The sequence below is a fragment of the Solirubrobacter phytolaccae genome (assembly GCF_027587195.1).
Taxonomy (GTDB): domain Bacteria; phylum Actinomycetota; class Thermoleophilia; order Solirubrobacterales; family Solirubrobacteraceae; genus Solirubrobacter; species Solirubrobacter phytolaccae.
In genome coordinates, this window is record NZ_JAPDDP010000006.1 from 51402 (window position 1) to 72747 (window position 21346).

The following is a 21346-nucleotide window of genomic DNA, read 5'->3' on the forward strand; positions in this document are numbered from 1 at the left end:
GGCGAGTTCTCGCCGAAGCATGCGAGCGCGTAGCGCGAGTCATGCGACCGGTTCCAGTTCCGCGGAGACCTGGAGCTCCTCGCCCTCGTTGAGGATCAGCTCGTCGACGTTGCCGGCGCCGCGCAGGTCGGCCTCGGCCAGCCGCAGCGACGCGAGCCGCTCGACCGTGTCGGCGATCGTGAGCTGCAGGACGTGCGTGCGCAGCGAGCGCTGCTCGGACGTCTTGGCCTTGTGGACCGCCGACAGCACCTCGGCCGCGACCTCGAAGACGGCCACGTCGCCGTCAGCCGCCAGCCCGCGCAGCTCGTCGCCGCTCGGCCAGCTACTGCGGTGCACCGAGCCCTCCTGCCACCACGACCAGACCTCCTCGGTCACGAACGGCAGGAACGGGGCGAGCAGGCGCTGCAGCGTGGACAGCGCGATGCCGAGCGTGGTCTTCGCGGACGCGCCGCCGGGACCGTCGCTGTCGTTGTACGCGCGGTTCTTGACCAGCTCCAGGTACTCGTCGCAGAAGCGCCAGAAGAACGCCTCGATGCGCGAGAGCGCCCGCTCGTAGCGGTAGGCCTGGAAGGACGAGGTGGCGTCGTCGACGACGTCGGCCAGCTGCAGCAGCAGCGAGCGGTCGATCGCCTCGGTGACCGTGCCCTCCGTGAAGGTGCCGACGCCGAGCACGAACTTGGACGCGTTGAGCAGCTTGATCGCGAGCCGGCGGCCGTTCTTGAACACGGCCTTGTCGACCTGGGTGTCGGCGCCCGGCGCGGCCTTCAGCGCCCAGTAGCGCATGCCGTCGGCGCCGAACTCCTCGATCAGCGGCTTCGGCGTCGTGACGCTGCCGCGCGACTTGGACATCTTCTTGCGGTCCGGATCGAGGATCCAGCCGTTGATCAGCGTGTCCTTCCACGGCTCGACGCCGTGCTCATAGTGCGAGCGCACGACGGTCGAGAACAGCCACGTGCGGATGATCTCCGGGCCCTGCGGACGCACGTCCATCGGGTACGTGCGCGCGAACAGGTCCGGGTCGTCCTCCCAGCCGCAGGCGATCTGCGGGCTGAGCGAGGACGTCGCCCACGTGTCCATCACGTCCGGGTCGCCGGTGAAGCCGCCCGGCTGGTTGCGCTGGTCCTCGGTGTAGCCCGCGGGCGCGTCGCTCTGCGGGTCCACCGGGAGCGCCGACTCCTCCGGCACGATCGGGTGCTCGTAGTCGAGCTCGCCCTCGGCGTCCAGCGCGTACCAGACGGGGAACGGCACGCCGAAGTAGCGCTGGCGGCTGATGAGCCAGTCGCCGTTGAGGCCCTCGACCCAGTGCTCGTACCGGGTCTCCATGAACTCCGGGTTCCAGTTCAGCGCGCGCCCGCGCGTGAGCAGCGCCTCGCGGAGGTCCTCGTCGCGGCCGCCGTTGCGGATGTACCACTGGCGGCTCGTCACGACCTCGAGCGGCCGGTCGCCCTTCTCGAAGAACTTGACCTGCTGCTGGACGGGCTTGGGCTCGCCGATCAGGTCGCCCGACTCGGTCAGCAGCTCGACGATGATCCGCCGCGCCTGCTTGGAGTTCTTGCCGCCGAGCTGCTCCCACAGCGGCTCCTTGCCGGCCAGCCACTCGGGCGCCTCGACCTGGAAGCGGCCGTCGCGGCGCATGGCGGCACGCAGCGGCAGGTTCAGCTCACGCCACCACGTCACGTCCTTCGTGTCGCCGAACGTGCAGATCATCGCGATGCCGGTGCCCTTCTCCTGCTCCGCGAGCGGATGCAGGACGATCGGGACCTCGATCTCGAACAGCGGCGACTTGACGGTGGTGCCCGCCAGCGGCGCGTAGCGCTCGTCCTCGGGGTGCGCGACGAGCGCGACGCAGCTCGGCACGAGCTCCGGACGCGTGGTCTCGATCTCGATCACGCCGTTGCCGTCCGTGCGCGCGAACGCGAGCTTGTGCATCGCGCCCTGCTGCTCGCGGTCCTCGATCTCGGCCTGCGCGACCGCGGTCTGGAAGTCCACGTCCCAGACGGTCGGCGCCTCCTGCGAGTACGCCTCCCCGCGCGCGAGGTTGCGCAGGAACGCGCGCTGCGCCACACGGCGGGCGCGGTCGTCGATCGTCGCGTAGGTCAGCTTCCAGTCGACCGACAGGCCGAGCGTGCGCCACACGTCCTCGAAGCCCTTCTCGTCCTCGGCGGTGAGCCGGTGGCAGAGCTCGATGAAGTCCGGCCGCGAGATCGCGCGCGTCTCGCCCTTGGGCAGCGGCTCGTCCGGGATCTGGCCGTTGGGGACCGTCGGGTCACAACGGACGCCGTAGTAGTTCTGCACGCGGCGCTCGGTCGGCAGCCCGTTGTCGTCCCAACCCATCGGGTAGAAGACCTCGGCGCCGTGCATCCGCCGGAAGCGCGCGTTCGCGTCCGTCTGGATGTAGCCGAACGCGCTGCCCAGGTGCAGCGAGCCGCTGACCGTCGGCGGCGGCGTGTCGATGCTGTAGACCTCGCCGCGCTCCTTCGTGCGGTCGAAGGCGTAGGTGCCGGACTCTTCCCATACGGCGTCCCACTTGGTCTCGAGGCCGGTGAGCGACGGTTTCTGCGGGATGTCGGGCACGCGTCGGATCGTAGCGGCCGATCTTGCTCTGACCGGGCTCAGCGGGCGCCCACCGGGGCGAGCAGCGTCTCGAGCACGAACTCGACCGCCGGTTCCACGAACTCGCGGCCGTGGCTGAGCATCGCGTGCTTGCCGCCGACGACGTTCACGTACCGGACGTCGGCGTGCCCGGAGAGCGCGTCGGCGAGCGCGCGGGCCCGCTCCGGGCTGGCGATCCGGTCGTGGTCGCCGTGGACGATCAGGAGCCGCCGGCCCTCGAGGCCCGGGGCGACGTCGGTCGGGTAGACCCAGGGGGCGAGCGCCACCGCGCTCGCGACGTCGCGCGCGCCCGCGGCGAGCAGGGCCGCGCGACCGCCGAGCGAGTGGCCGACGAGGCTGGTCGGGAGCCGTGTGCCGAGACGCTCCGCGATCTCGTCGAGCGCCCAGTGGGCGTCATGCACGGGCGTGTGATGCGCGTCCCAGCCGCGCCGGGAGTTCAGCAGCCGGAACACGGCGAGCTCGCCCTTCCCGCGCCGCGCGAGCGTGCGCGCGATCGGGATCATCCGCAGCACCGAGAGCTGGGTTGGGCTGACCATCATGCGGTCGCGGCGCGCGGCGCCTCCGTGGAGGACGAGCACGACGCCCTTCGGGGCGTGTGGCACGCGGACCGGGATCAGCTTGGGCTGCAACTCCATCCCGCGGCACTACCCAACGGCGCCGGGCGATGGATCGGGAGGGCGCGGGCGCCCTCCCGGGAATGTTCCTAGCTCTCCCAGCCCTTGCGCGCGGCGAGCGCGTCGCGCTTGTCCTGGCGAGCGATCTCGGTGACCGCCTCGGTCTCCTTCTCCGCGCGGCGGCGCACCGCGGCCGCGCACGCGGCTTCGTTGCTCTTCGCGATCGCGTCGCGGGTGGCGCGGTAGGCGGCTTCTCCGCGCAGGGGCGGTTTCTTTGCGGCTTCAGCCATCGGTTCGCTCCAAGGCCGACGCAGGAAGGACGTAACGCCGTGGCGGGCGGGAGGCGAGGCCTCGACCGGCGGCTTCGTTGCGCTCGGCGTACAGGCCGAGGCGAGGCGGGGAGATGAGCGGCACTTCCGGCTCGCCGCCGTGCGACAGGATCCACGACTCGATCTCGTCGGCCTGACGGCCTTCGGCCATGATCGCGGCGCGCTCGATGACGACTGCGCCGTCACCGTCGGGTCGAGCCAATCGCGAGACGGTGTCACGGACGGCCCCGGCGGCTTCGCCGGCCTCGCTGGATGTGCTGGCGGGCATAGGCCCTCCTCGTTAGTGCGAACGCCGAAGGCGGCCGCGGGTCGCAGAGAAACTCCGCGCTATAGGGCAACCCTACCCGGTCGCGCCGGGTTCGTCGCGGCTTGCGGTCGGGTTGGACGTCTGACTTAAATGTAAGTAAGGTCTGACGGACAAGGAAGTCATGACCTTCGGGTCTGTTTCGAGGAGATGATCTGTGATGCAGATCTTGCGTTCCGGTGCGGCGCTCGGCGTCGCCCTCGCGTTGGCGGTTCCCGCTGTCGTCCAGGCAGCCGAACCCAGCTACACGACGATCTTCGACGGCACCGCCACCGGCAGTGACGCGTCGTTCGACAAGTGGGCGTTCGCCGGTGGCGGCGCCGTCGCGCTGCAGGCCGACGGCACGATGCGTTCGTCCGGCGGGTTCGGCATGCGCTGGTACACCGTCAAGCCGTTCGGCGACGTCTCGCTGAAGGTCGACTACCGCGACGCGCGCGGCAGCGCGCCCGGCAACTCCAACGGCGGCGTGCTGGTGCGGTTCCCGGACCCGCGCGTACCCGCCGCGGAGACGCCCGCGTCGTGGTCCTACGACTGGAAGGGCGCGAGCGGCCCGTTCCCGCCCGCCAAGCAGTACGCCGGTGAGCCGGGCTGCCAGCGCGCGGTCCCGTCGGTCCTGCCGCCCGACTGGGCGCCCGCGTGGGTGCCGGTCGTCTGCGGCGAGGAGGTCCAGATCAACGACTCGCCGGACGTCGGCGCGCCCGACCCGCGCAAGACGGGCTCGATCTACGGCTTCGCCGATCTCGACGCGACGCGCTCCGGCGCGGACGTGCGGTCCGGCCAGGTCGGCACCTGGCACACCATGGAGATCCGCACGGTCGGCCAGCAGTACACGGTGCTCGTCGACGGCAAGGTCATCAACCAGTGGGACGGCGCGGTGCCGATGCGCTTCCCGGACCGCGGCCTCGGCGACCCGCCGACGATGGCGCGCCAGCTCGCGCAGGGCTACATCGGCCTGCAGGCGCACGGTGACGGCGACACGATCGACTACCGCGACGTGCGGGTGAAGGAGCTGTCCGCGGCGCCGAAGAACACCGTGGCGCCGGCCGTGACCGGGGACGGGTTCACCGGCCGCGCGTTGACCTGCACGCCGGGGACGTGGGCCAACGTCGCCGCCGACCAGGCGTACGTGGTCGAGTGGCTGCGCTCGAACGCGCCGGTGAGCGACGCTCCCACCGACGCCGAGATGGGCACCGTCAAGGCCGGCTCGGGCGCGTCGTACACGCCGACCGCCGCCGATCTCGGCAAGGTCGTCTGGTGCCGCGTGTCGGCCACCAACGCCGAGGGCGGGACGACGTGGGCGACCGCCGCCGCGCCGGCGATCACGTTCGCCTCGGATGTGCCCGGGACTGTCGGCGGCAGCGTCGGCGCCACGCTCTCATTGACGCTCGGCACGCCCGCCTCGTTCGGCGCGTTCACGCCGGGCGTGGAGCGCGAGTACACCGCGTCGACCGACGCGACCGTGGTCTCCACCGCCGGGGACGCGACGCTGTCCGTGGCCGACACGGGTTCGAACCCGGGGCAGCTCGTCAACGGGGCGTTCACGCTGCCGCTGCCGCTGACCGGGCTCGGCGTCGTCAAGACGTGGACCGGCCCGACGACCAACGAAGTCGTGCCGGTGACGTTCAAGCAGCTGATCCGCTCGACCGACGCGCTGCGCACCGGGTCCTACACCAAGACCCTGACCTTCACGCTCTCCACGACCATGCCCTAGGAGTCAGGACTCGCTCGCCGGCCGCTTCAGGAACAACCTGAGCAGGTCGGCGAGCGTCTCCTCGAGGTCGACCGATCCCTCGTCCAGGTACTCCTGGAGCTGCAGGCCGTCGGCGACCGCGACCGCCACCGCCGCCAGCCGGGCGGGCGGCACGTCGTCGATCATCCGCCCCGCCGCCTGCTCGGCCGCGATCCGCCCCTCGAGCCCCGCCCGCGTGTACCGGTAGCGCTCGACGAAGAACTCGTGCGCCGGATGGTCCGCGTCCATCGCCTCCGCGGCGAGCACGAGCAGCATCCGGATCAGCCCGCGGTTCTCCACGCTCGCGCGCACGTACGCGCGCATGGTCGCGATCAGGTCCCGGTTGTTGGCCGCGAACAGCTCGACGCCGCGCCGCTCGTTGTCGCGCTCGTGCTGCTCGAGCACGGCGACCAGCAGCTCCGCCTTGCTGTCGAAGTGGTAGAGGATGCCCTGGCGCGACACCCCGGCCTCCGCCGCGATCACGTCCAGCGGGACGCTCCGGAAGCCGCGGCTCGCGAACACGCCGATCGCGACCTCGATGATGCGCTCGCGCGTCCCGCGGCCCTGCGGCGTGGTGAAGGTCCTGTCGGCCATGCCGCGAGAAGGCTACGGGGTAGGGTCGTGACGATCGTGCCCGCCGTCGACGTCTTCCGCGCGCCGATGCGCGCGCGTGACCGTGAGCTGCCGCCCGGGGCGGGCGCGGCGTTCGGGCTCGCGCACGGGGTCGTCGGGATCGGCGACGCGCTGGCCGCGGTGCCGGCGTCGCTCGACGAGGCCGTCGCTCAGCAGGGCGGGAAGGCCGGGCGGATGCTCGAGCGGTTCGCGTCACTGGACGACGGCGTGTTCGTGTGGACGCGCGACGCGGACGGCTGGTTCCACCTCGGGCGGGTGTGCGGACCGTGGCGCTACGACGACGGGGCCGCCGCGCGGGCGGTGGGCATCCACCACGTGCGACCGGCTGAGTGGTTGGACGAACCGGTCGCGCCCGACGCCGTGCCGGCCGCCGTCGCCGACACGTTCGCGCGCGGTGGGCGGAACCTGCAGCGCATCCGGGGGGTCGAGGAACGCACACTCGAGCTCTGGGACGCCGCCGCCCGGGACGCGTAGACCAGGGAGTTCCCCGGGCGCGACGGGGCGCCCGCCGCGGGACAGTGAGGGCATGACCTCGACCGCTTCTCTCCCCACCGTCTCGCCCGCGCCCACCCTGGCCGGCCAGACCGTGCTCGTCATCGGCGGCAGCGCCGGGATCGGGTACTCCACCGCCCAGGCCGCTCGTTCGGCGGGCGCTGACGCGATCATCACCGCCCGGAACGCCGAGCGCCTTTCGCATGCGGCCTCGGAGCTCGGCGCCGTGCGCTCCGCGGCGTTCGACGCGACCGATCCGGCCGCGCTGGAGGCGTTCTTCACCTCCTTGACCGCGCCGGTCGATCACGTGCTGGTGAGCGCGGGCCGGCCCTACTACGCGCCCTTGGCGGAGATGGACCTCGAGCAGGCCGCACGGTCCTTCGACGACCACGTCTGGCTGGCGTTCCGCGTCGCGCAGCTCGCCCGGGCGGCGGTCCGGCCCGGCGGCTCGCTGACCTTCATCGGCGGCACCGGCGGCCGCCGCACCGGCATCGGCCTCGGCGCGATCTCGGTCGGGACGGTCGGCATGCCCGCCGCCGTCCGCAACCTCGCGCTGGAGCTCGCGCCGACGCGCGTGAACCTGATCGCGCCGGGGTTCGTCGACACCGGCCTCTCCGCCGAGCTGCTCGGCGACGGCCTGGACGCGCGCCGCCAGCAACTGCGCGACTCGCTGCCGATCGGCCGCGTGGTCGGCCCGGACGACATCGCCGCGCTCGCCGTGCACCTCATGACCAACACCGCGCTGACCGGCGCCACGTTCGACATCGGCGGCGGCCAGCAGCTCCTCTGAAAGGAACCTTCGTCATGGAATACCTCGTCGACTTCGAAGTCACCGTCCCGGCCGGGACGCCCGCCGCTGAGACCGAGGAGCGTTTCGCGGGCGAGTCGGTCGCCGCCGCGTCGTTGGCGGACGCCGGCCATCTCCTCCGCGTCTGGAAGCGGCCCGACGACGGCGCGATCGTCGGGCTGTACCGCGCCAACGACAGCCGGCACCTCGACGCGTTGCTGAAGACGCTGCCGCTCTACCCGTGGATGCGGATCGACGTCACGCCGCTCGAAGCCCACCCCAACGATCCCGCGCGCGTCGCGGCGAAGATCGGAAGCTGACGACATGCCCACGCTCACCGTCACCCGCTCTCAGACCCGGTGGGACGTGACGTTCACGAACCCGCCGGTCAACCTGGCCGACCCGGAGATGATCCTCGAGCTGCAGTCCCTGGTGGACGAGCTCGAGCGCGACCCCGACGTCACCGTCGTGGTCTTCGCCTCCGACGACGAGGAGCACTACCTCGGCCCGTACGACCTGAGCCGCGCCGCCGACACGCCCAGCACACCCGGGCCGACCGGCCTGGTGCCGTGGCTCGACCTCACGGTCCGGCTCAGCCGGCTGCCGGTCGTGTCGATCGCGCGCATCCGTGGCGCGGTGCGCGGTGTCGGGGCGGAGTTCGCGTACGCCACCGACCTGCGGTTCGCCAGCCTCGAGCGCACCGCGATCGATCAGCCCGAGGTCAGCAAGGGCCTGGTGCCCGGCGGCGGCGCCATCGGGCGACTGCCGGCGCTGGCCGGACGGGCCCGCGCGCTCGAGGTGATCCTCGGCTCCGGCGTGCTCGACGGTGCGACCGCGGAACGCTACGGCGTCGTCAATCGCGCGCTGCCCGACGCCGAGCTGGACGCGTTCGTGGACGACCTCGCGGACCGCCTCGCGCGCATCGACAGGACCGTGCTCGCCACCACGAAGGCGCTCGTGGACCACACGACGCTCCCGGACAACGACGAGCTCGCCGCGGCCTACAAGGCGTTCTTCTCCTCGGCGGCCCGCCGGTTGGCGGCGGCGTAGCGTGGCTCAGCCTGAGATGTCCCAGCGCGTGATGTGCTCCCCGTCCGTGGCGATCTTGAACGCGCCGCCGCCGTTGTAGCCGTTGCCGCTGACCTGGATCTGCACGGTCGTCGTGTCGCCCTCCTTCGCTGCCGAGAGCGCCTCGAACCGGCTCTGCACGCCGATGTTCTCGTTCTCGTCCCAGCGCGCGATCTCGGCATGACCGGTGAACGTCCGTCCCCAGTCGTTCAGCACGGCGTCGGGCGCGAACGCGGCCACGAACGCCGCGCTGTCGCCACGGTTGGTCGCCTCGAACGCCGCCCGGATCGGCGCGTCCACCGTGCCCAGCACATCCTCATGGCTCATCCGCACATGGTGCCCATGTCCACGATTGCGCTGGTTGGGTAGACGAAGGACAATGGATCGTGTCTCTCCGACACGCCTCGCGTCGTACTTCGGCCTCGTCTCCACCGACACCTCGTCCGACCCGCGCAGGCAACCCGCCAAGGCCTCCACGCCGCTGCGCGTGTCGGCCGGCCTCGTCGCCGCGCTGGTCCTCGCCGTCCTACTCGACCTGGCGGACCTCTTCGGCGACACCCTGTCCGGCTGGCTCCTGCGCCTCGCGTCGGTCTGGGCCCTCGTCGCCGCGTTCTCGCTCGTGGCCGACCACATCGCGGCCCGCGCAGTCCGCGAACGTCGCCGCTGGCGAGACCCGCCGAGCTCGCTCTAGGCGAACGGATCGTCAAGCGCGGCGGGGAACTCCTCGAGGTCTGCGGCAAGCGCCTCCGGAGCGGGCGTGTCCCAGACCTTGTCGAGGTCCGAACCGTTTACCCACGGCCGTAGCGGTCGCTCGTGAAATGTTGGCTCGTCATCGCCGACCGCACGCTGCTGCATGTGCCTCAAGGTACCCAAACCGCGACCGCCGCGCCGGGTCTCGGCATATCTGACGAAGGTGTCACATGACAGTGTTGTCACCTATCGTGGCCACGCAGAGCGTTGCGCTTCGAATGCTGGGCGCGCTCGCTGACTCCTGCGACAAGGCGTCGACGGAGGAAGTTGCTGGCGCTCGGGCAGGGCACTCGGGGCACAGGCCCTGACCACCGCCGAAGCCCACGCCCCGCGACGGCTCAACGCCTTAACGACGAAAGCCTCGCATCGGCGAGGCTTTCAGTACGTCCTACGGGAGCGACGGGACTCGAACCCGCGACCTCCGGCGTGACAGGCCGGCGCTCTAACCAACTGAGCTACGCCCCCGGGCGCGGAGGAGATAGTAGCGCCCCACCGCCGAGCTCGGGCCGCGGAGTTCCGCCCGGGCGCAACTTGACGGACCGGACGGGTTTCCACGAGGTGTCAACCGATGCGAGCCCGGAGGTAGGGCTGATGTTCAGGGTAATGGCGGGAGGCGCCGTTTCGGCGGTGCTGGCGACGCTTGCCGTCGGCGGGACGGCGATGGCCGCGCAGATCGGCGGGACGGCCGGAAACGACCAGATCCGCGGGACGGTGAAAGCCGACGTGATCGACGGCGCGGCCGGCGACGATCAGATCAACGCGCGGCGTGGTGCGGACACGGTCACCGGCGGTGAGGGCAACGACCTGCTGCGTGGCGGGTGGGGTGCGGACCGGCAGTTCGGTGGCGCCGGCAACGACACGATCTACGCCGGCGTCGGACGGGACGAGACGTGGGGCGAGGACGGCGACGACACGCTGTGGGCACTCGCGCGCGCGGACGTGCACGGGAAGAACGACACCGCCGGCGACGTCCTGCACGGTGGGAACGGCAACGACACGTTCCGCACGCGCGATGGCGAGGCGGACACGATCGACTGCGGACCGGGCGTGGACACCGTGTACGCGGACTTCAAGGACGTGCTCGCCAACCCGGCCGAGTGCGAGGTCGTCAACCGTGCGCGACGCCTCAAAAAGGGCGACGATCAACGGGAGAACGCGGATCCCGCGCAAGCCTCGACCGCCCGCGACTAACGCGGTCAAGCGAGGGGTAGGGCTCCAGCCATGTACATCGGCATTGGCACCCTCCTCGTAATCATCATCATCCTGCTGCTCATCTTCCTTCTCTGAGCAGGGGATTTATGGCCTTCCCCACCCCTTAGACGGTGGGGTGCTGTAGGCCCAGAGGCCGGTATGCGCGAGTGAAGTCCGGCCCCATCCACGGGACGCTCCGCGCATGCCTAAGAGGAACCTCGCCGCGCGCGCCGGACACTGGAGCGCGCGGCACCGGAAGACCGCCATCTTCGGATGGCTCGCGTTCGTCGTCATCGCCTTCGTGCTCGGCGGCGCCATCGGCACCAACTCGCTCAAGGACGAGGACTCCGGCAACGGGAGCTCGCAGGTCGCCGACAAGGCGATCGCCAAGGCCGACTTCCCCGACAAGGCCGACGAGCAGGTCCTGATCACCGCGCGCGATGGAGCGCTGAAGGCCACCGACCCCGAGTTCAGAGCGGGCGTCGAGGACGTCGTCACCCGCATCGAGCAGACCCCGCACACCGACGAGGTCCTGTCCCCGTACGCGGACGGCAACCAGGGCCAGATCTCCAAGGACGAGAAGTCCGCCCTGGTCACGTTCTCGATCCAGGGCGACAGCGACGCGACCAGCACGCGCGTCGACACCACGCTCGCGGCGACGAAGGCCGCGCAGCAGGCGCACCCTGACCTGCGCATCGAGCAGTTCGGCGACGCGTCCGCCGACAAGGCGCTCTCCGCCTCCCTCGACGACGACTTCAAGCGTGCCGAATTCCTGAGCCTCCCGATCACACTGCTGATCCTGATCGTCGCGTTCGGCGCGCTCGTCGCCGCGGGCGTGCCGCTGCTGCTCGGCGTCACGGCCGTGATCGGCACGCTCGGCCTCGTCGGGCCGATCAGCCAGATCGTGCCGATGGAGGACTCCGCGGCGTCCGTGATCCTGCTCATCGGCCTCGCGGTCGGCGTCGACTACTCGATGTTCTACCTCCGGCGCAAGATGGAGGAGCGGGACGCGGGGCGGTCCTCCGAGGACGCGCTCGAGTTCGCCGCCGCCACGTCCGGCAAGGCCGTGCTGATCTCCGGCCTGACCGTCCTCATCGCCATGGCGGGCATGTTCATCGCCGGCAACGCCGTCTTCACGAGCTTCGCCATCGGCACGATGCTCGTCGTCGGCGTCGCGATGCTCGGCAGCGTCACCGTCCTCCCGGCCGTGATCTCGAAGCTGGGCGACAAAGTCGAACGCGGTCGTGTCCCGTTCATCAGCCGCCTGCGCCACCGCAACCACGGGGAGTCGCGCGTCTGGGGCTACGTGATCGACAAGTCGCTCAAGCGCCCGGTCATCTCGGTCGTCGGCGCCACCGCGATCCTGCTCGTGCTCGCCGCCCCCGCGCTGAACATGCGCCTGATCAACCCGGGCATCGCGGGCCTCCCGCACGACCTGCCGATCATGCAGACCTACGACCGCATCCAGTCCGCGTTCCCGGGCGGCCCGCTCCCGGCCGTCGTCGTGGTCCAGGCGGACGACGTCACGGCCGCGCCGGTCCAGGACGGCATCAAGGCGCTCGTCGCCAACGCGTCCGGGCCGACCAACACGATCGTCTCCCCGAGCAAGGAAGTCGCGATCGTCTCGATCCCGCTCCCGGGCAACGGCACCGACGACGCGTCCGAGGCCGCGCTGAAGACCTTGCGGGACACGACGATCCCGCAGACGATCGGCGCGGTCGCCGGCACCGACGTCAACGTGACCGGCCTCACCGCCGGCTCGAAGGACTTCAACGACCGCATGAGCTCGCGCCTGCCGTTCGTGTTCGCGTTCGTCCTCGGCCTGGCGTTCCTGCTGCTGCTCGTGACGTTCCGCAGCGTGATCATCCCGCTCAAGGCGATCGTGCTGAACCTGCTGTCGGTGGGCGCCGCCTACGGCGTGATCACGTTCATCTTCCAGGACGGCCACTTCGAGTCGCTGCTGAACTTCGAGTCCACGGGCGGGATCACGTCCTGGCTGCCGCTGTTCCTGTTCGTGATCCTGTTCGGGCTCTCGATGGACTACCACGTGTTCATCCTCAGCCGCATCCGTGAGGCGTTCGACCGCGGCGAGTCGACCGACGACGCCGTCGCGCACGGCATCAAGGCCACGGCCGGGGTCGTGACGAGCGCCGCGATGGTGATGGTCGCGGTGTTCGCGATCTTCGCCACGCTCTCCATGATCGAGTTCAAGCAGATGGGCGTCGGCCTCGCCGTGGCCATCCTGCTCGACGCAACCCTGGTGCGCGCGGTGCTGCTCCCGGCCGCCATGAAGCTGCTCGGGGATCGCAACTGGTACCTCCCGCACGGGCTGCGCTGGTTGCCCAAGTGGGAACACGAATCCGCACCCGAGCCGGTTCACGCATAACCTGGGGGGCATGAGAATTGGAGTGCTCACCGGGGGCGGCGACTGCCCCGGACTGAATGCGGTCATCCGGGCCATCGTCCGTAAGGGCATCAACACCCACGGGCACGAGTTCTTCGGCTTCCGTCACGGGTGGGCCGGCGTCATCAACAACGAAGGCGTCGACCTCACCCTCGACAGCACGCGCGGCATCCTGCACCGCGGCGGGACGATCCTCGGGTCGTCCCGCACCAACGTGTACAAGGTCGAGGACGGCCTGAACAAGGTCAAGGCGTCGATGAAGGCCCAGGGCCTGGACGCGCTGATCCCGATCGGCGGCGAGGACACCCTCGGCGTCGCGGGCAAGCTGCACGAGGACGGCATCCCGGTCGTCGGCGTGCCGAAGACGATCGACAACGACCTGGCGGCCACCGACTTCACGTTCGGCTTCCAGACCGCCGTGCAGATCGCCACGGACGCGATCGACCGCCTGCACACGACCGCCGAGTCGCACAACCGCGTCCTGGTGTGCGAGGTCATGGGCCGCCACGCCGGCTGGCTCGCCGTCTACTCCGGCATGGCCGGCGGCGCGGACGTCATCCTCATCCCGGAGCGCCCGTTCGACATCGACGAGGTCGTCGACCACCTCAAGCGCCGTCACGAGCGCGGCGCGACGTTCTCGATCGTCGTCGTCGCCGAGGGCGCCACGCCCAAGGACGGCGGCCTCCTCACGGCCTACGAGACCAAGGACGCGTTCGGCCACGTGCGCCTCGGCGGCATCGGCATGATGCTCGAGCGCCAGATCGAGGAGAAGACGGGCTTCGAGTCCCGCACGACGATCCTCGGCCACATCCAGCGCGGCGGCACCCCGCTCGCGTTCGACCGCGTGCTCGGCTCCCGCTTCGGCGTGGCCGCCGTCGACGCGATCACCGAGGGCAACTACGGCAAGATGACCGCGCTGCGCGGGACCGGCATCGAGCTCGTGCCGCTCGCCGAGGCGCTCGCCGAGCCCAAGCTCGTCGACTCGGAGCTCTACGAGACCGCTGAAGTCTTCTTCGGTTAGACCGTACGTTCTCCCGGTCCTCTTGACCGGGCTGAATCTGCGGCCGCTCTTCGGGAGCTTGCCGCCGCTGCTGGCCGACGTCCGGGACGATCTCGGGCTGTCGGCCGCGGCGGCGGGGCTGCTGACGACGGGGCCGCTGCTGTGCCTGGGCATCCTCGCCCCGCTCGGCCCGCGGATCGCGCGACGCTTCCCGGTCGAGCGGATCATCGCCCTGGCGCTGCTATGCACGGCGATCGGCACCGCGTTGCGCGGGCTCGGCGGGGTCGCCCCGCTGTACCTCGGCACGCTGCTCGCGGGAGCGGCGATCGCGCTGACGCAGGTCGTGACGCCCGCGTGGGTGCGCGCGAAGACCTCGCACGGCACGGGGCTGCTCACCGGCCTGTTCAGCACCGCGTTGGTGGCGGGAGCGACGATCGCCACGTTCACCGCGATCCCGCTCGAGGACGCGTTCGGCGGGTGGGAACCGTCCTTGGCGATCTGGGCCTTGCCGGCGCTGATCGGCTTCGCCGTGTGGGTCCCGTACGCGCTGCGGGCGAAGGAGCCCGTGGCCGCGACCGTCGGCCATCCGCTGTGGCGCAACCGCGTCGCCTGGTCGATCGCGCTGCTGATGGGCCTGCAGTCGATGGCGTTCTTCTCGACCATCTCGTGGCTGCCGGAGATCCTCGTCGACGACGGGATGAGCGAGGGCTACGCCGGCTTCCTGTCCGGCGTGACGCAGCTCGTGCAGATGGTCCCCGCGTTCGCGATGCCGGTGCTCGCAGCGCGCCGCAACACCCAGCTCGATCTGCTGCTGGTCATCGTGGGCACGGCGCTGGTCGGCCTGCTCGGCGTGCTGCTCCTGCCCGACCTGTCGCTGCTGTGGATGGTGCCGCTGGGGATCGGCCAGGGCGGAGCGCTGGGGCTGGCGTTGATGCTGCCCGTGCTGCGCGGCCACGACCCCGGCCAGGTGGCCGGCATGACCGCGATGGCGATGGGCGTCGGCTACCTGATCGCCGCCGGCGGACCGGCGCTGGTCGGCGCCGTGCACGACGTCTCAGGCGAGTGGAACTGGCCGCTGGCCGTGCTGCTGGTCATGACGGTCGTGCAGTTCCCCGCCGCGCTTCACGCGGTGATGAAGGGCAAGCCGACGTAGTTCTCGGCCAGCGCGGTCGCCTGGGCCTGCGAGCTGACCGTGTAGCGGAGCTGCGAGCGCTGGATCTGCGTCTCGAACGGGTCGTCGCTCATGCGGTGGAGCATCGAGGTCATCCAGTAGGAGAAGTGCTGCACGCGCCAGACGCGTTCGAGCGCGCGCTGCGTGTAGGCCTGCAATGCGGCCTCGTTCCCGAACGAGGACGCGAGCAGCGCCACGTCCGCCATCGCCGTGTTCAGGCCCTTCGCGCCCGTGGGCGGGACGATGTGCGCCGCGTCGCCCGCCAGGTAGAGCTTGCCGTGCTGCATCGGCTCGACCACGAACGAGCGCATCGGCGTGACGCCCTTCTCGAAGATCGGGCCACGGTTGACCTCCATGCCGAACCGGAGGTCCAGCTCGTCCCAGATCTCCTCGTCGGGCAGCGGCTCCGCGTCCGGCGCGCACTGCAGGTACATGCGCGTGATCGCGTGCGAGCGCATCGAGGCGAGCGCGAAGCCGCGCTCATGGTGCGCGTAGATGAGCTCGTGGGAGCTCGGCGCGCACTCGGCCAGGATCCCCATCCAGCCGAACGGGTACTCGCGCTCGTACACGGTCAGCACGTCCTGGATCGTCGGCCGGCAGACGCCGTGGAAGCCGTCGCAGCCGGCGATCAGGTCCGCTTCGAGGCGGTGCTGGTCGCCTTGGTGCGTGTACGTGACGGTGCCCTGCTCGGGGTCGACCTTGACGTCGGAGACCTCGAAGTGCAGCGGCAGCTTGGAACCGATCCGCGCCTCGATCAGGTCCTTGACGACCTCCTGCTGGCCGTAGATCGTGATCGCGCGACCGCCGGTGAGGTCGCTGAGCGCGATCCGGTGCCCCTCGCCGTCGAACCGCAGCTCGACGCCCTCGTGCACGAGCCCTTCCGCGTGCATCCGCTCGCCGAGGCCGACCTCGTCCATCAGGTCCATCGTCGCCTGCTCGAGCACCCCCGCCCGCACCCGCTGCTGCACGTACTCGCGGTCGCGCGCCTCGAGGATCACGGACTCGATCCCGCGCAGGTCCAGCAGCCGCCCGAGCATCAGCCCGGCCGGCCCGCCGCCGACGATCGCCACCTGTGTGCGCATCCCCCAACGATACGTCCGCGCAGAACCTGACCATTCGGCGGGGTTCATCGCTGAGCAGTGAGCATACGTTGATGGAGTCACGGTAGATGACGCAGGAAGGAGGGTTCTCGTGTCTCGCTCGTTCGGCCGCAAGGATGTGGCTCGATTGGCCTGTATCGCCCTGGTCGGCGCGCTCGGAGGCGCTTCGTCCGCCCACGCGGGCACCTACACGGTGCGCGCCGTCTCCCCCGGCGTTCCGACGTCGCACGGCTGGATCGGTGACGTGCAGTCGCTCGGGTCGAACTTCGTCTCGGCGTGGAGCACCGGCGGGCTCGTCGGACAGTTCTCGCTCCCACGGACGAACTTCGCGCCCGGCGAGCAGATGGTCTGGGGATTCCAGAGCGACCGCGACAACATCGTCGGCTGGTCGTTCACCGAGACCGTCAGCGGGATCGCCGGCGGGGACTGGAACACGCTGGCCTCGTCCGGCCACGGTCCGTGGCTGGTCGCCGACGTGCCGAGCTTCAACCACGGCGCGCACAACTACGGCTTCAATCTCCCCGGCGCCCGGATGGTGACCATGGCCCTGATGTGCGGCGGGCCGCGCTCCTGCCTGGGGAGCAACGCCGAGATCCGGCTCGCCAACGTCGACGTCGCGCTCAGCGACCCCGAGAGCCCTAAGGCAAGCGCCGTCGGCCCGCTCGTCAACGGCATCGCTCCGCTCAAGGGCACGACCGACCTGACGGTCAACGCCACCGACGAGAACGCCGGCGTCTACCGCGCACAGGTCTGGGTGGACAACGTCGCCCGGTCCAGCACGATCCTGGATGCCAACGGCGGCTACTGCTCACCCGTGTCCGGCACGACGCACGTGTTCATCGTGCAGCGTCCGTGCAAGGTCGCTGCCGGCGGTTCGGTCACGCTCGACACGACCAAGCTCAGCGACGGCGAGCACCAGATCTCCGTGGTCGTCGAGGATGCCGCCGGCAACGCCAGCACCGTGTTCGGGCCGGCGCCGCGGGTGATCGACAACGTCCCGCCGCCGGTCAACACGGAGCGCCCGTCGATCATTGGCACGCGCTCCGTCGGCGGCTCGCTGAGCGCGACCAGCGGCGTGTGGACGGGCTCCGGGCTCAAGTTCGAGTACCAGTGGCAGCGCTTCGAGGCGAACACCTGGCGCAGCATCGCCGGCGCCGTGCGCCCGGACTACACCGTCACGGCCGAGGACGGCGGCAAGTCCCTCCGCGTGCTCGTGCGCGCGAGCAACGGCGACGGAACGACCGAGGCCGAGGCGCCGTCGGTGGCGATCCCGGAGCCCAAGGGCACGGTGCTCCCCGAGGGCACCGGGACCGGCGTGCCCGTCCAGGAGCCCGCCGAGACACCGGTCACGCGGACCCAGAACGGCGCCGGCCCGGTGGCCACCGCGACGCTCGACGCGAAGTTCACGGACACCCGCCGACCGACGACGACCATGGGCTGGGGCGCCAAGCGCCGCGTCATCGGCACGCTGCTCGGCCGTGACGGCGCGCCGATCGTCGGCGCCAAGGTCGACGTCGCGGTCACGTCGCAGCTGATGGACGCGACGGCGGCCGCTCTCGGCGAGGTCGTCACCGACGTCCACGGCCGTTTCGCCTACGAGCTCGTCGGCGGGATCTCGCGCACGGTCCGCTTCGCCTACCGGCCGATCCTCGAAGAGCGCACGCACACCCAGCGCACCGAGGTGACCGCGCGCGTGATCCCGAAGGTGACCCTCACGGCCGACCGGCGCAAGCTGCGCAACCGCCAGGCCGTCACGCTGCGCGGCCGCGTCGAAGGCGCCCCCGCGGGTTCCGGCAAGGTCGTCGAGCTCCGCGCCTACGACGGAGGCCGCTGGCGCACCTTCGCCACCACCCGCCTCCGCGGCGAGCGTGGCACGTTCTTCTACCGCTACCGGTTCACCCGCACCACCTGGCCGACGAACTACCGCTTCCGCGCCGTCGTCCGCGCCGAAGCCGGCTGGCCGTTCGTCACGGGACAGACCAACGCCGTCAAGGTGCATGTCCGCCCGTAGCGCCCTGATCCTCGCGGCGCTCGCCGCTTGCGTCCTCGCGGGCCCGGCGTCGGCGAGCCCACAGGCCAAGCTCGCCAACGCGGAGTTCCTGGCCCAGCTGCCCGCGCCCCCCTCGGGCGCGGGCACGGTGTGCGTGATCGACACCGGCGTCACGCCGATGCCGGGCCTCGACACCCAACTCGTCGAGCGGATCAGCGTGGTCGGCGACGACGTCGACGACGTCATGCACACCCCGGCCAACCCGTTCTCGGGCCACGGCACCTTCGTGGCGAAGATGATCACCGAGCTCTGGCCGGCCGCAAAGATCATCAGCGTCCGCGCGTTCAAGACGGCGACCAACGGCGCCTTGGCGGCGGACTACCAGTCCGCCGTCTCCGAATGCATCCAGCCGCCTCGTCGAACGAACGTGATCACGCTGGCGCTCGGCACGTCGCAGGGAGACCTGGCACGTCTCGAGAACAAGATCGTCAACGCCCACGAGTACTTCGGGGTCAACGTCATCGCGGCAGCCGGCAACGACGGCAACGCGAACTCGGTCGACTATCCGGCGCGCTTCAGCGCTTCACTCGCGGTCGGTGCGACCGAGGCATCTGGCTCGTTCTGCGCGTTCTCGAATCGCGGCGAGGGCCTTGACCTCGGCGCGCCAGGCTGTCCAGCACACGTCACCGCGTTCGACGGCCGACTTGGTGCCTTCCGCGGCACATCATTCGCGGTCCCGAGCGTCGCCGCGGTGCTCGTTGCACTCCGCTCGTACAGGCCAGAGCTGACCTCGGATCAGGCCGAGCGGCTGCTGTTGTCGCCGGGCCGTGTCCTCGACGCTGCGGCGGTGTTCAAGGCTGCGGGTCTCAAAGTGCCCAGCCCGCCGGGGGCAGCTGCACCGGACGCGACTCCCAGCCCGATGGTCGTCGATCGCCGCCCGGACAGGCCCCAGGTACGCAGACTGACGCTCAGGCGCGGCACGCTGCGGATCGAAGTGGGTCGACCGCCGCACGGTGGGCGGACGGTATTCCGCGTTGGAACGCGCTCGTACCCGCGTCGGAACGGCAAGCTGCGGCTCAAGGTCCGCTCCTGGAGACCCGTGACCGTGTTCACTGAAGACGAGTGGGGTGTTCGATCTCCCGCACTCAGGATTCGACGATGAAGCGGCTCGCCATCACAGCACTGACGCTCTTGCTCGCGCCCGCAGCGGCGCAGGCGGGCACCTACGACGTCGTTGCCTGCAATGCGGCGGCTGGAGGAACGAACAACGCGTGGGCGCTCGAGACGAATGACGCATCGCACATCGAGGGCTTCGCCCTATGTCCATCGGCGGGGACGCGCTCAGGCCTTTTAGTCACCGACCGGCTGACCACGGCCGGCGCCGGCGGCGGCAGCTATGGCCAGTGGGTGATCCACTCCCCTGCTGGCACGACGATCACGCGGATTCGCCTTGATCGGTACTTGAACATGGATGGCGGTACCGGTTGGCGACTGTACGGGCGCCAGGCGGACGGGACGACACTCGCCGGCGAGACCTGCACCGTGCAGCCGGGATTCGACGACTGCACAGTCTCCGGGGCGATCGATCGAGCGGTGAACACGAGCTCGATCGCCTACGGCTTCGACTGCCCTACAGGGTGCATCACCGGGGCGACCATCCACTCGGCCAGCGCCGCGATCTACTCGGCCACGGTCACGATCAGTGATCCCACGGCGCCGACGGTCGGGGCGCCGAGCGGGGCGCTGGTCGGGGGTGGGTTCCACAAAGGGACGGAGTCGGTCACGTTCAACGGGGTGGACGCGCTCGGGTTGAAGGCTCGGCGGCTCGTGATCGACGAGCAGACCGTCGCGGAGGAGGCGCTGGCGTGCGACTACACGCGGATGGTGCCGTGCGCGAATCCTGGGGCCGCGGTGACGCTCGGGGTTGATCTGAACGCGCTCGCGGACGGGACGCACGCGGTGCAGGTCGCCGTGGTTGACGCGGCAGGGAACGAGACGCGGTCGAATCCGGCGACGATCGTCGTCGATCACACCGGGCCGGGGGCGCCTGCGTTGACAGTCAGCGCGCGACCGGCCGACGATCCTCGGTTCACGGTGTCGTGGTCCTCGCCCGGCGGGCAGGTCGCGCCGATCGCCATGGCGCACTGGCGGTTGTGCTCGCCGAGCGGGTGCACGGGTGGGACGACCAGCGGCACTTCGGTCAGCGGGACCCTGGCGGGCTACGGGACGCACACGTTGCACGTGGCGCTCGAGGACGCCGCCGGGAACCGCGGGGAGGAGGCGGTGGTGGCGCTTCCGCATCTCGCTCCGGCGCCGCCCAGCCCCACGCCGACCGCCACGCCGACGCCCACCCCGGTCGACCCGCGGCTGCGCGTGACCACGGCGACGCTCGACCGCTCGGCGCGCACGCTCACGACGAGCGGGACGGCGGCCGGCAGCGGCACGGTCACCGTCCGCGTGCGGTACCGGGTCAACGACCGGCAGCGCTCACGCACCGTCAAGGCCACGCTCCGCGGTGGGCGGTTCAGCGCGCGGGTGCGGTTGTCGCGGACCGATGCGCGGCGGGCCCGGAGCGCTCGCGTGAGCGTGAGCTACGGCGGCGACGCGGGTCACCGCGCCGCCAGCGTGCAGCGGACCGTCAAGCTCCGGCGCTGACCGGCGCGGCCCGCCACGTGCGGGCGGTCCAGATCAGGTAGAGCACGGCGCCGACCGCCATGTAGCCGGCCAGCTGCGCGAGGTTCGCCTCGTCCTGGCCCGACGCGGCGACGAAGCTCAGGCCGGCGAGCGTGGAGACTCCGCCGCTGATGATCATCGGCCACTGGCGCGGAGAGAGTGCGCCGGCGAGCTGGATCGCACCCGACACGAAGGCCCAGGCGCCGAAGACGATGAGCGCCGCGCCGGCGTCACCCGCGAAGGTCGCGACCGCGAGGGCGACCGCCGCGGTCGTGCTGATCGCGCCGTTGACCCAACGGGCCTGGAAGAAGGACGCGACGGCGTCGATGAGCGGATAGGTGCTGAGCACCAGCGCCGCTGCGACCGTCACGTCGGAAGCGGTCGTCGGGATGCGATCGCCGACGGCGATCACCAGAGCGGCCGCCCAGAGCAGCGCGGCTGCGGCTCGGATGGCCGTGAGAAGAGAGAACGTTCGTTCTTGCATGTTCGTCAGTGAAG

The 21346-nt window shown here is 70.8% G+C and carries 22 protein-coding genes and 1 tRNA gene; 13 read left to right on the top strand and 10 right to left on the bottom strand.

The genetic code is table 11. The annotated features are described in order from the left end of the window. Positions 1-39: 39 nt before the first annotated feature. From valS to OJ997_RS04885, 4 genes are all read right to left on the bottom strand, one after another. Positions 40-2574 (bottom strand): valine--tRNA ligase, encoded by a 2535-nt coding sequence (gene valS, locus OJ997_RS04870; RefSeq protein ID WP_270023918.1) that lies wholly within the window; start codon positions 2572-2574, stop codon positions 40-42. A gap of 38 nt (positions 2575-2612) precedes the next feature. Beyond that, the gene (locus tag OJ997_RS04875; RefSeq protein WP_270023919.1) at positions 2613-3248 is read right to left on the bottom strand and encodes an alpha/beta hydrolase; all 636 of its coding nucleotides are present in this window, start codon (positions 3246-3248) and stop codon (positions 2613-2615) included. Positions 3249-3316: 68 nt separating this feature from the next. After that, positions 3317-3517, bottom strand: coding sequence for a hypothetical protein (locus OJ997_RS04880; RefSeq protein WP_270023920.1), 201 nt, complete (start codon positions 3515-3517; stop codon positions 3317-3319). After that, positions 3510-3758: a hypothetical protein gene (locus OJ997_RS04885; RefSeq protein WP_270023921.1), complete on the bottom strand. Its 249-nt coding sequence runs from the start codon at positions 3756-3758 to the stop codon at positions 3510-3512. The genes OJ997_RS04880 and OJ997_RS04885 overlap by 8 nt, the downstream gene beginning before the upstream one ends. Positions 3759-4020: 262 nt before the next feature. Between OJ997_RS04885 and OJ997_RS04890 the strand changes: the two genes are divergently transcribed. Beyond that, entirely contained in the window at positions 4021-5571 is a 1551-nt protein-coding gene (locus OJ997_RS04890) for a 3-keto-disaccharide hydrolase (RefSeq protein WP_270023922.1), read from the top strand. A 3-nt stretch (positions 5572-5574) separates the two neighbouring features. Here OJ997_RS04890 and OJ997_RS04895 read toward each other — a convergent pair whose 3' ends face one another. Continuing rightward, a complete protein-coding gene (locus OJ997_RS04895) occupies positions 5575-6183 on the bottom strand; it encodes a TetR/AcrR family transcriptional regulator (protein ID WP_270023923.1) in 609 nt (202 codons plus the stop codon). 27 nt (positions 6184-6210) lie between these two features. Between OJ997_RS04895 and OJ997_RS04900 the strand changes: the two genes are divergently transcribed. The 4 genes from OJ997_RS04900 to OJ997_RS04915 are packed head-to-tail and all read left to right on the top strand — an operon-like array spanning position 6211 to position 8551. Then, positions 6211-6696: a hypothetical protein gene (locus OJ997_RS04900; protein WP_270023924.1), complete on the top strand. Its 486-nt coding sequence runs from the start codon at positions 6211-6213 to the stop codon at positions 6694-6696. A gap of 52 nt (positions 6697-6748) precedes the next feature. Next, on the top strand, positions 6749-7504 hold the full coding sequence (locus OJ997_RS04905; protein ID WP_270023925.1) for an SDR family oxidoreductase: 756 nt from the start codon (positions 6749-6751) through the stop codon (positions 7502-7504). Positions 7505-7518: 14 nt separating this feature from the next. Then, positions 7519-7821 carry a muconolactone Delta-isomerase gene (locus OJ997_RS04910; protein WP_270023926.1) on the top strand — a complete coding sequence of 101 codons (303 nt, stop codon included), beginning with the start codon at positions 7519-7521 and terminating at the stop codon, positions 7819-7821. Between the two features lie 4 nt (positions 7822-7825). Beyond that, complete coding sequence (locus tag OJ997_RS04915; RefSeq protein ID WP_270023927.1) at positions 7826-8551, top strand: enoyl-CoA hydratase/isomerase family protein; 726 nt, start codon at positions 7826-7828, stop codon at positions 8549-8551. A gap of 6 nt (positions 8552-8557) precedes the next feature. Here the strand turns inward: OJ997_RS04915 and OJ997_RS04920 are convergent, their stop codons facing one another. Then, entirely contained in the window at positions 8558-8896 is a 339-nt protein-coding gene (locus OJ997_RS04920) for a nuclear transport factor 2 family protein (RefSeq protein WP_270023928.1), read from the bottom strand. A gap of 52 nt (positions 8897-8948) precedes the next feature. Between OJ997_RS04920 and OJ997_RS04925 the strand changes: the two genes are divergently transcribed. Next, positions 8949-9260: a hypothetical protein gene (locus tag OJ997_RS04925; protein WP_270023929.1), complete on the top strand. Its 312-nt coding sequence runs from the start codon at positions 8949-8951 to the stop codon at positions 9258-9260. On the opposite strand, the gene OJ997_RS04930 is transcribed toward OJ997_RS04925, so the two are convergent. Both OJ997_RS04930 and OJ997_RS04935 read right to left on the bottom strand, forming a co-directional pair. Further along, entirely contained in the window at positions 9257-9424 is a 168-nt protein-coding gene (locus tag OJ997_RS04930; protein ID WP_270023930.1) for a hypothetical protein, read from the bottom strand. The two genes, OJ997_RS04925 and OJ997_RS04930, sit on opposite strands and share 4 nt — an antisense overlap. 286 nt (positions 9425-9710) lie before the next feature. Beyond that, positions 9711-9784: transfer RNA gene (locus tag OJ997_RS04935), tRNA-Asp, on the bottom strand. 138 nt (positions 9785-9922) lie between these two features. Here OJ997_RS04935 and OJ997_RS04940 point away from each other — a divergent pair. The 4 genes from OJ997_RS04940 to OJ997_RS04955 all read left to right on the top strand — a co-directional run bounded on the left by OJ997_RS04940 (position 9923) and on the right by OJ997_RS04955 (position 15067). Next, positions 9923-10510: a calcium-binding protein gene (locus OJ997_RS04940; protein WP_270023931.1), complete on the top strand. Its 588-nt coding sequence runs from the start codon at positions 9923-9925 to the stop codon at positions 10508-10510. A gap of 202 nt (positions 10511-10712) precedes the next feature. Then, on the top strand, positions 10713-12896 hold the full coding sequence (locus tag OJ997_RS04945; RefSeq protein ID WP_270023932.1) for an MMPL family transporter: 2184 nt from the start codon (positions 10713-10715) through the stop codon (positions 12894-12896). A gap of 10 nt (positions 12897-12906) precedes the next feature. Next, complete coding sequence (locus OJ997_RS04950) at positions 12907-13935, top strand: 6-phosphofructokinase (RefSeq protein ID WP_270023933.1); 1029 nt, start codon at positions 12907-12909, stop codon at positions 13933-13935. Positions 13936-13957: 22 nt separating this feature from the next. After that, positions 13958-15067 carry a CynX/NimT family MFS transporter gene (locus tag OJ997_RS04955; protein WP_270023934.1) on the top strand — a complete coding sequence of 370 codons (1110 nt, stop codon included), beginning with the start codon at positions 13958-13960 and terminating at the stop codon, positions 15065-15067. On the opposite strand, the gene OJ997_RS04960 is transcribed toward OJ997_RS04955, so the two are convergent. Next, the gene (locus tag OJ997_RS04960) at positions 15037-16167 is read right to left on the bottom strand and encodes a 4-hydroxybenzoate 3-monooxygenase (RefSeq protein WP_270023935.1); all 1131 of its coding nucleotides are present in this window, start codon (positions 16165-16167) and stop codon (positions 15037-15039) included. The genes OJ997_RS04955 and OJ997_RS04960 overlap by 31 nt on opposite strands. 145 nt (positions 16168-16312) lie before the next feature. Between OJ997_RS04960 and OJ997_RS04965 the strand changes: the two genes are divergently transcribed. From OJ997_RS04965 to OJ997_RS04975, 3 genes are all read left to right on the top strand, one after another. Then, positions 16313-18196 (top strand): hypothetical protein, encoded by a 1884-nt coding sequence (locus OJ997_RS04965; RefSeq protein ID WP_270023936.1) that lies wholly within the window; start codon positions 16313-16315, stop codon positions 18194-18196. A 133-nt stretch (positions 18197-18329) separates the two neighbouring features. Beyond that, entirely contained in the window at positions 18330-19337 is a 1008-nt protein-coding gene (locus OJ997_RS04970; protein WP_270023937.1) for a S8 family peptidase, read from the top strand. Further along, the gene (locus OJ997_RS04975) at positions 19334-20830 is read left to right on the top strand and encodes a hypothetical protein (RefSeq protein ID WP_270023938.1); all 1497 of its coding nucleotides are present in this window, start codon (positions 19334-19336) and stop codon (positions 20828-20830) included. The genes OJ997_RS04970 and OJ997_RS04975 overlap by 4 nt, the downstream gene beginning before the upstream one ends. Here OJ997_RS04975 and OJ997_RS04980 read toward each other — a convergent pair. After that, positions 20814-21332, bottom strand: coding sequence for a hypothetical protein (locus OJ997_RS04980; protein ID WP_270023939.1), 519 nt, complete (start codon positions 21330-21332; stop codon positions 20814-20816). The genes OJ997_RS04975 and OJ997_RS04980 overlap by 17 nt on opposite strands. Between the last annotated feature and the right edge of the window lie 14 nt (positions 21333-21346).

Excerpts from the sequence above, each read along its gene's own strand:
- OJ997_RS04875 (WP_270023919.1), bottom strand. The coding sequence starts at position 3,248 with ATGGAGTTGCAGCCCAAGCTGATCCCGGTCCGCGTGCCACACGCCCCG.
- OJ997_RS04880 (WP_270023920.1), bottom strand. The coding sequence starts at position 3,517 with ATGGCTGAAGCCGCAAAGAAACCGCCCCTGCGCGGAGAAGCCGCCTAC.
- OJ997_RS04890 (WP_270023922.1), top strand. The coding sequence starts at position 4,021 with ATGCAGATCTTGCGTTCCGGTGCGGCGCTCGGCGTCGCCCTCGCGTTG.
- OJ997_RS04895 (WP_270023923.1), bottom strand. The coding sequence starts at position 6,183 with ATGGCCGACAGGACCTTCACCACGCCGCAGGGCCGCGGGACGCGCGAG.
- OJ997_RS04905 (WP_270023925.1), top strand. The coding sequence starts at position 6,749 with ATGACCTCGACCGCTTCTCTCCCCACCGTCTCGCCCGCGCCCACCCTG.
- OJ997_RS04910 (WP_270023926.1), top strand. The coding sequence starts at position 7,519 with ATGGAATACCTCGTCGACTTCGAAGTCACCGTCCCGGCCGGGACGCCC.
- OJ997_RS04915 (WP_270023927.1), top strand. The coding sequence starts at position 7,826 with ATGCCCACGCTCACCGTCACCCGCTCTCAGACCCGGTGGGACGTGACG.
- OJ997_RS04920 (WP_270023928.1), bottom strand. The coding sequence starts at position 8,896 with ATGAGCCATGAGGATGTGCTGGGCACGGTGGACGCGCCGATCCGGGCG.
- OJ997_RS04925 (WP_270023929.1), top strand. The coding sequence starts at position 8,949 with ATGGATCGTGTCTCTCCGACACGCCTCGCGTCGTACTTCGGCCTCGTC.
- OJ997_RS04930 (WP_270023930.1), bottom strand. The coding sequence starts at position 9,424 with ATGCAGCAGCGTGCGGTCGGCGATGACGAGCCAACATTTCACGAGCGA.
- OJ997_RS04940 (WP_270023931.1), top strand. The coding sequence starts at position 9,923 with ATGGCGGGAGGCGCCGTTTCGGCGGTGCTGGCGACGCTTGCCGTCGGC.
- OJ997_RS04945 (WP_270023932.1), top strand. The coding sequence starts at position 10,713 with ATGCCTAAGAGGAACCTCGCCGCGCGCGCCGGACACTGGAGCGCGCGG.
- OJ997_RS04950 (WP_270023933.1), top strand. The coding sequence starts at position 12,907 with ATGAGAATTGGAGTGCTCACCGGGGGCGGCGACTGCCCCGGACTGAAT.
- OJ997_RS04960 (WP_270023935.1), bottom strand. The coding sequence starts at position 16,167 with ATGCGCACACAGGTGGCGATCGTCGGCGGCGGGCCGGCCGGGCTGATG.
- OJ997_RS04975 (WP_270023938.1), top strand. The coding sequence starts at position 19,334 with ATGAAGCGGCTCGCCATCACAGCACTGACGCTCTTGCTCGCGCCCGCA.
- OJ997_RS04980 (WP_270023939.1), bottom strand. The coding sequence starts at position 21,332 with ATGCAAGAACGAACGTTCTCTCTTCTCACGGCCATCCGAGCCGCAGCC.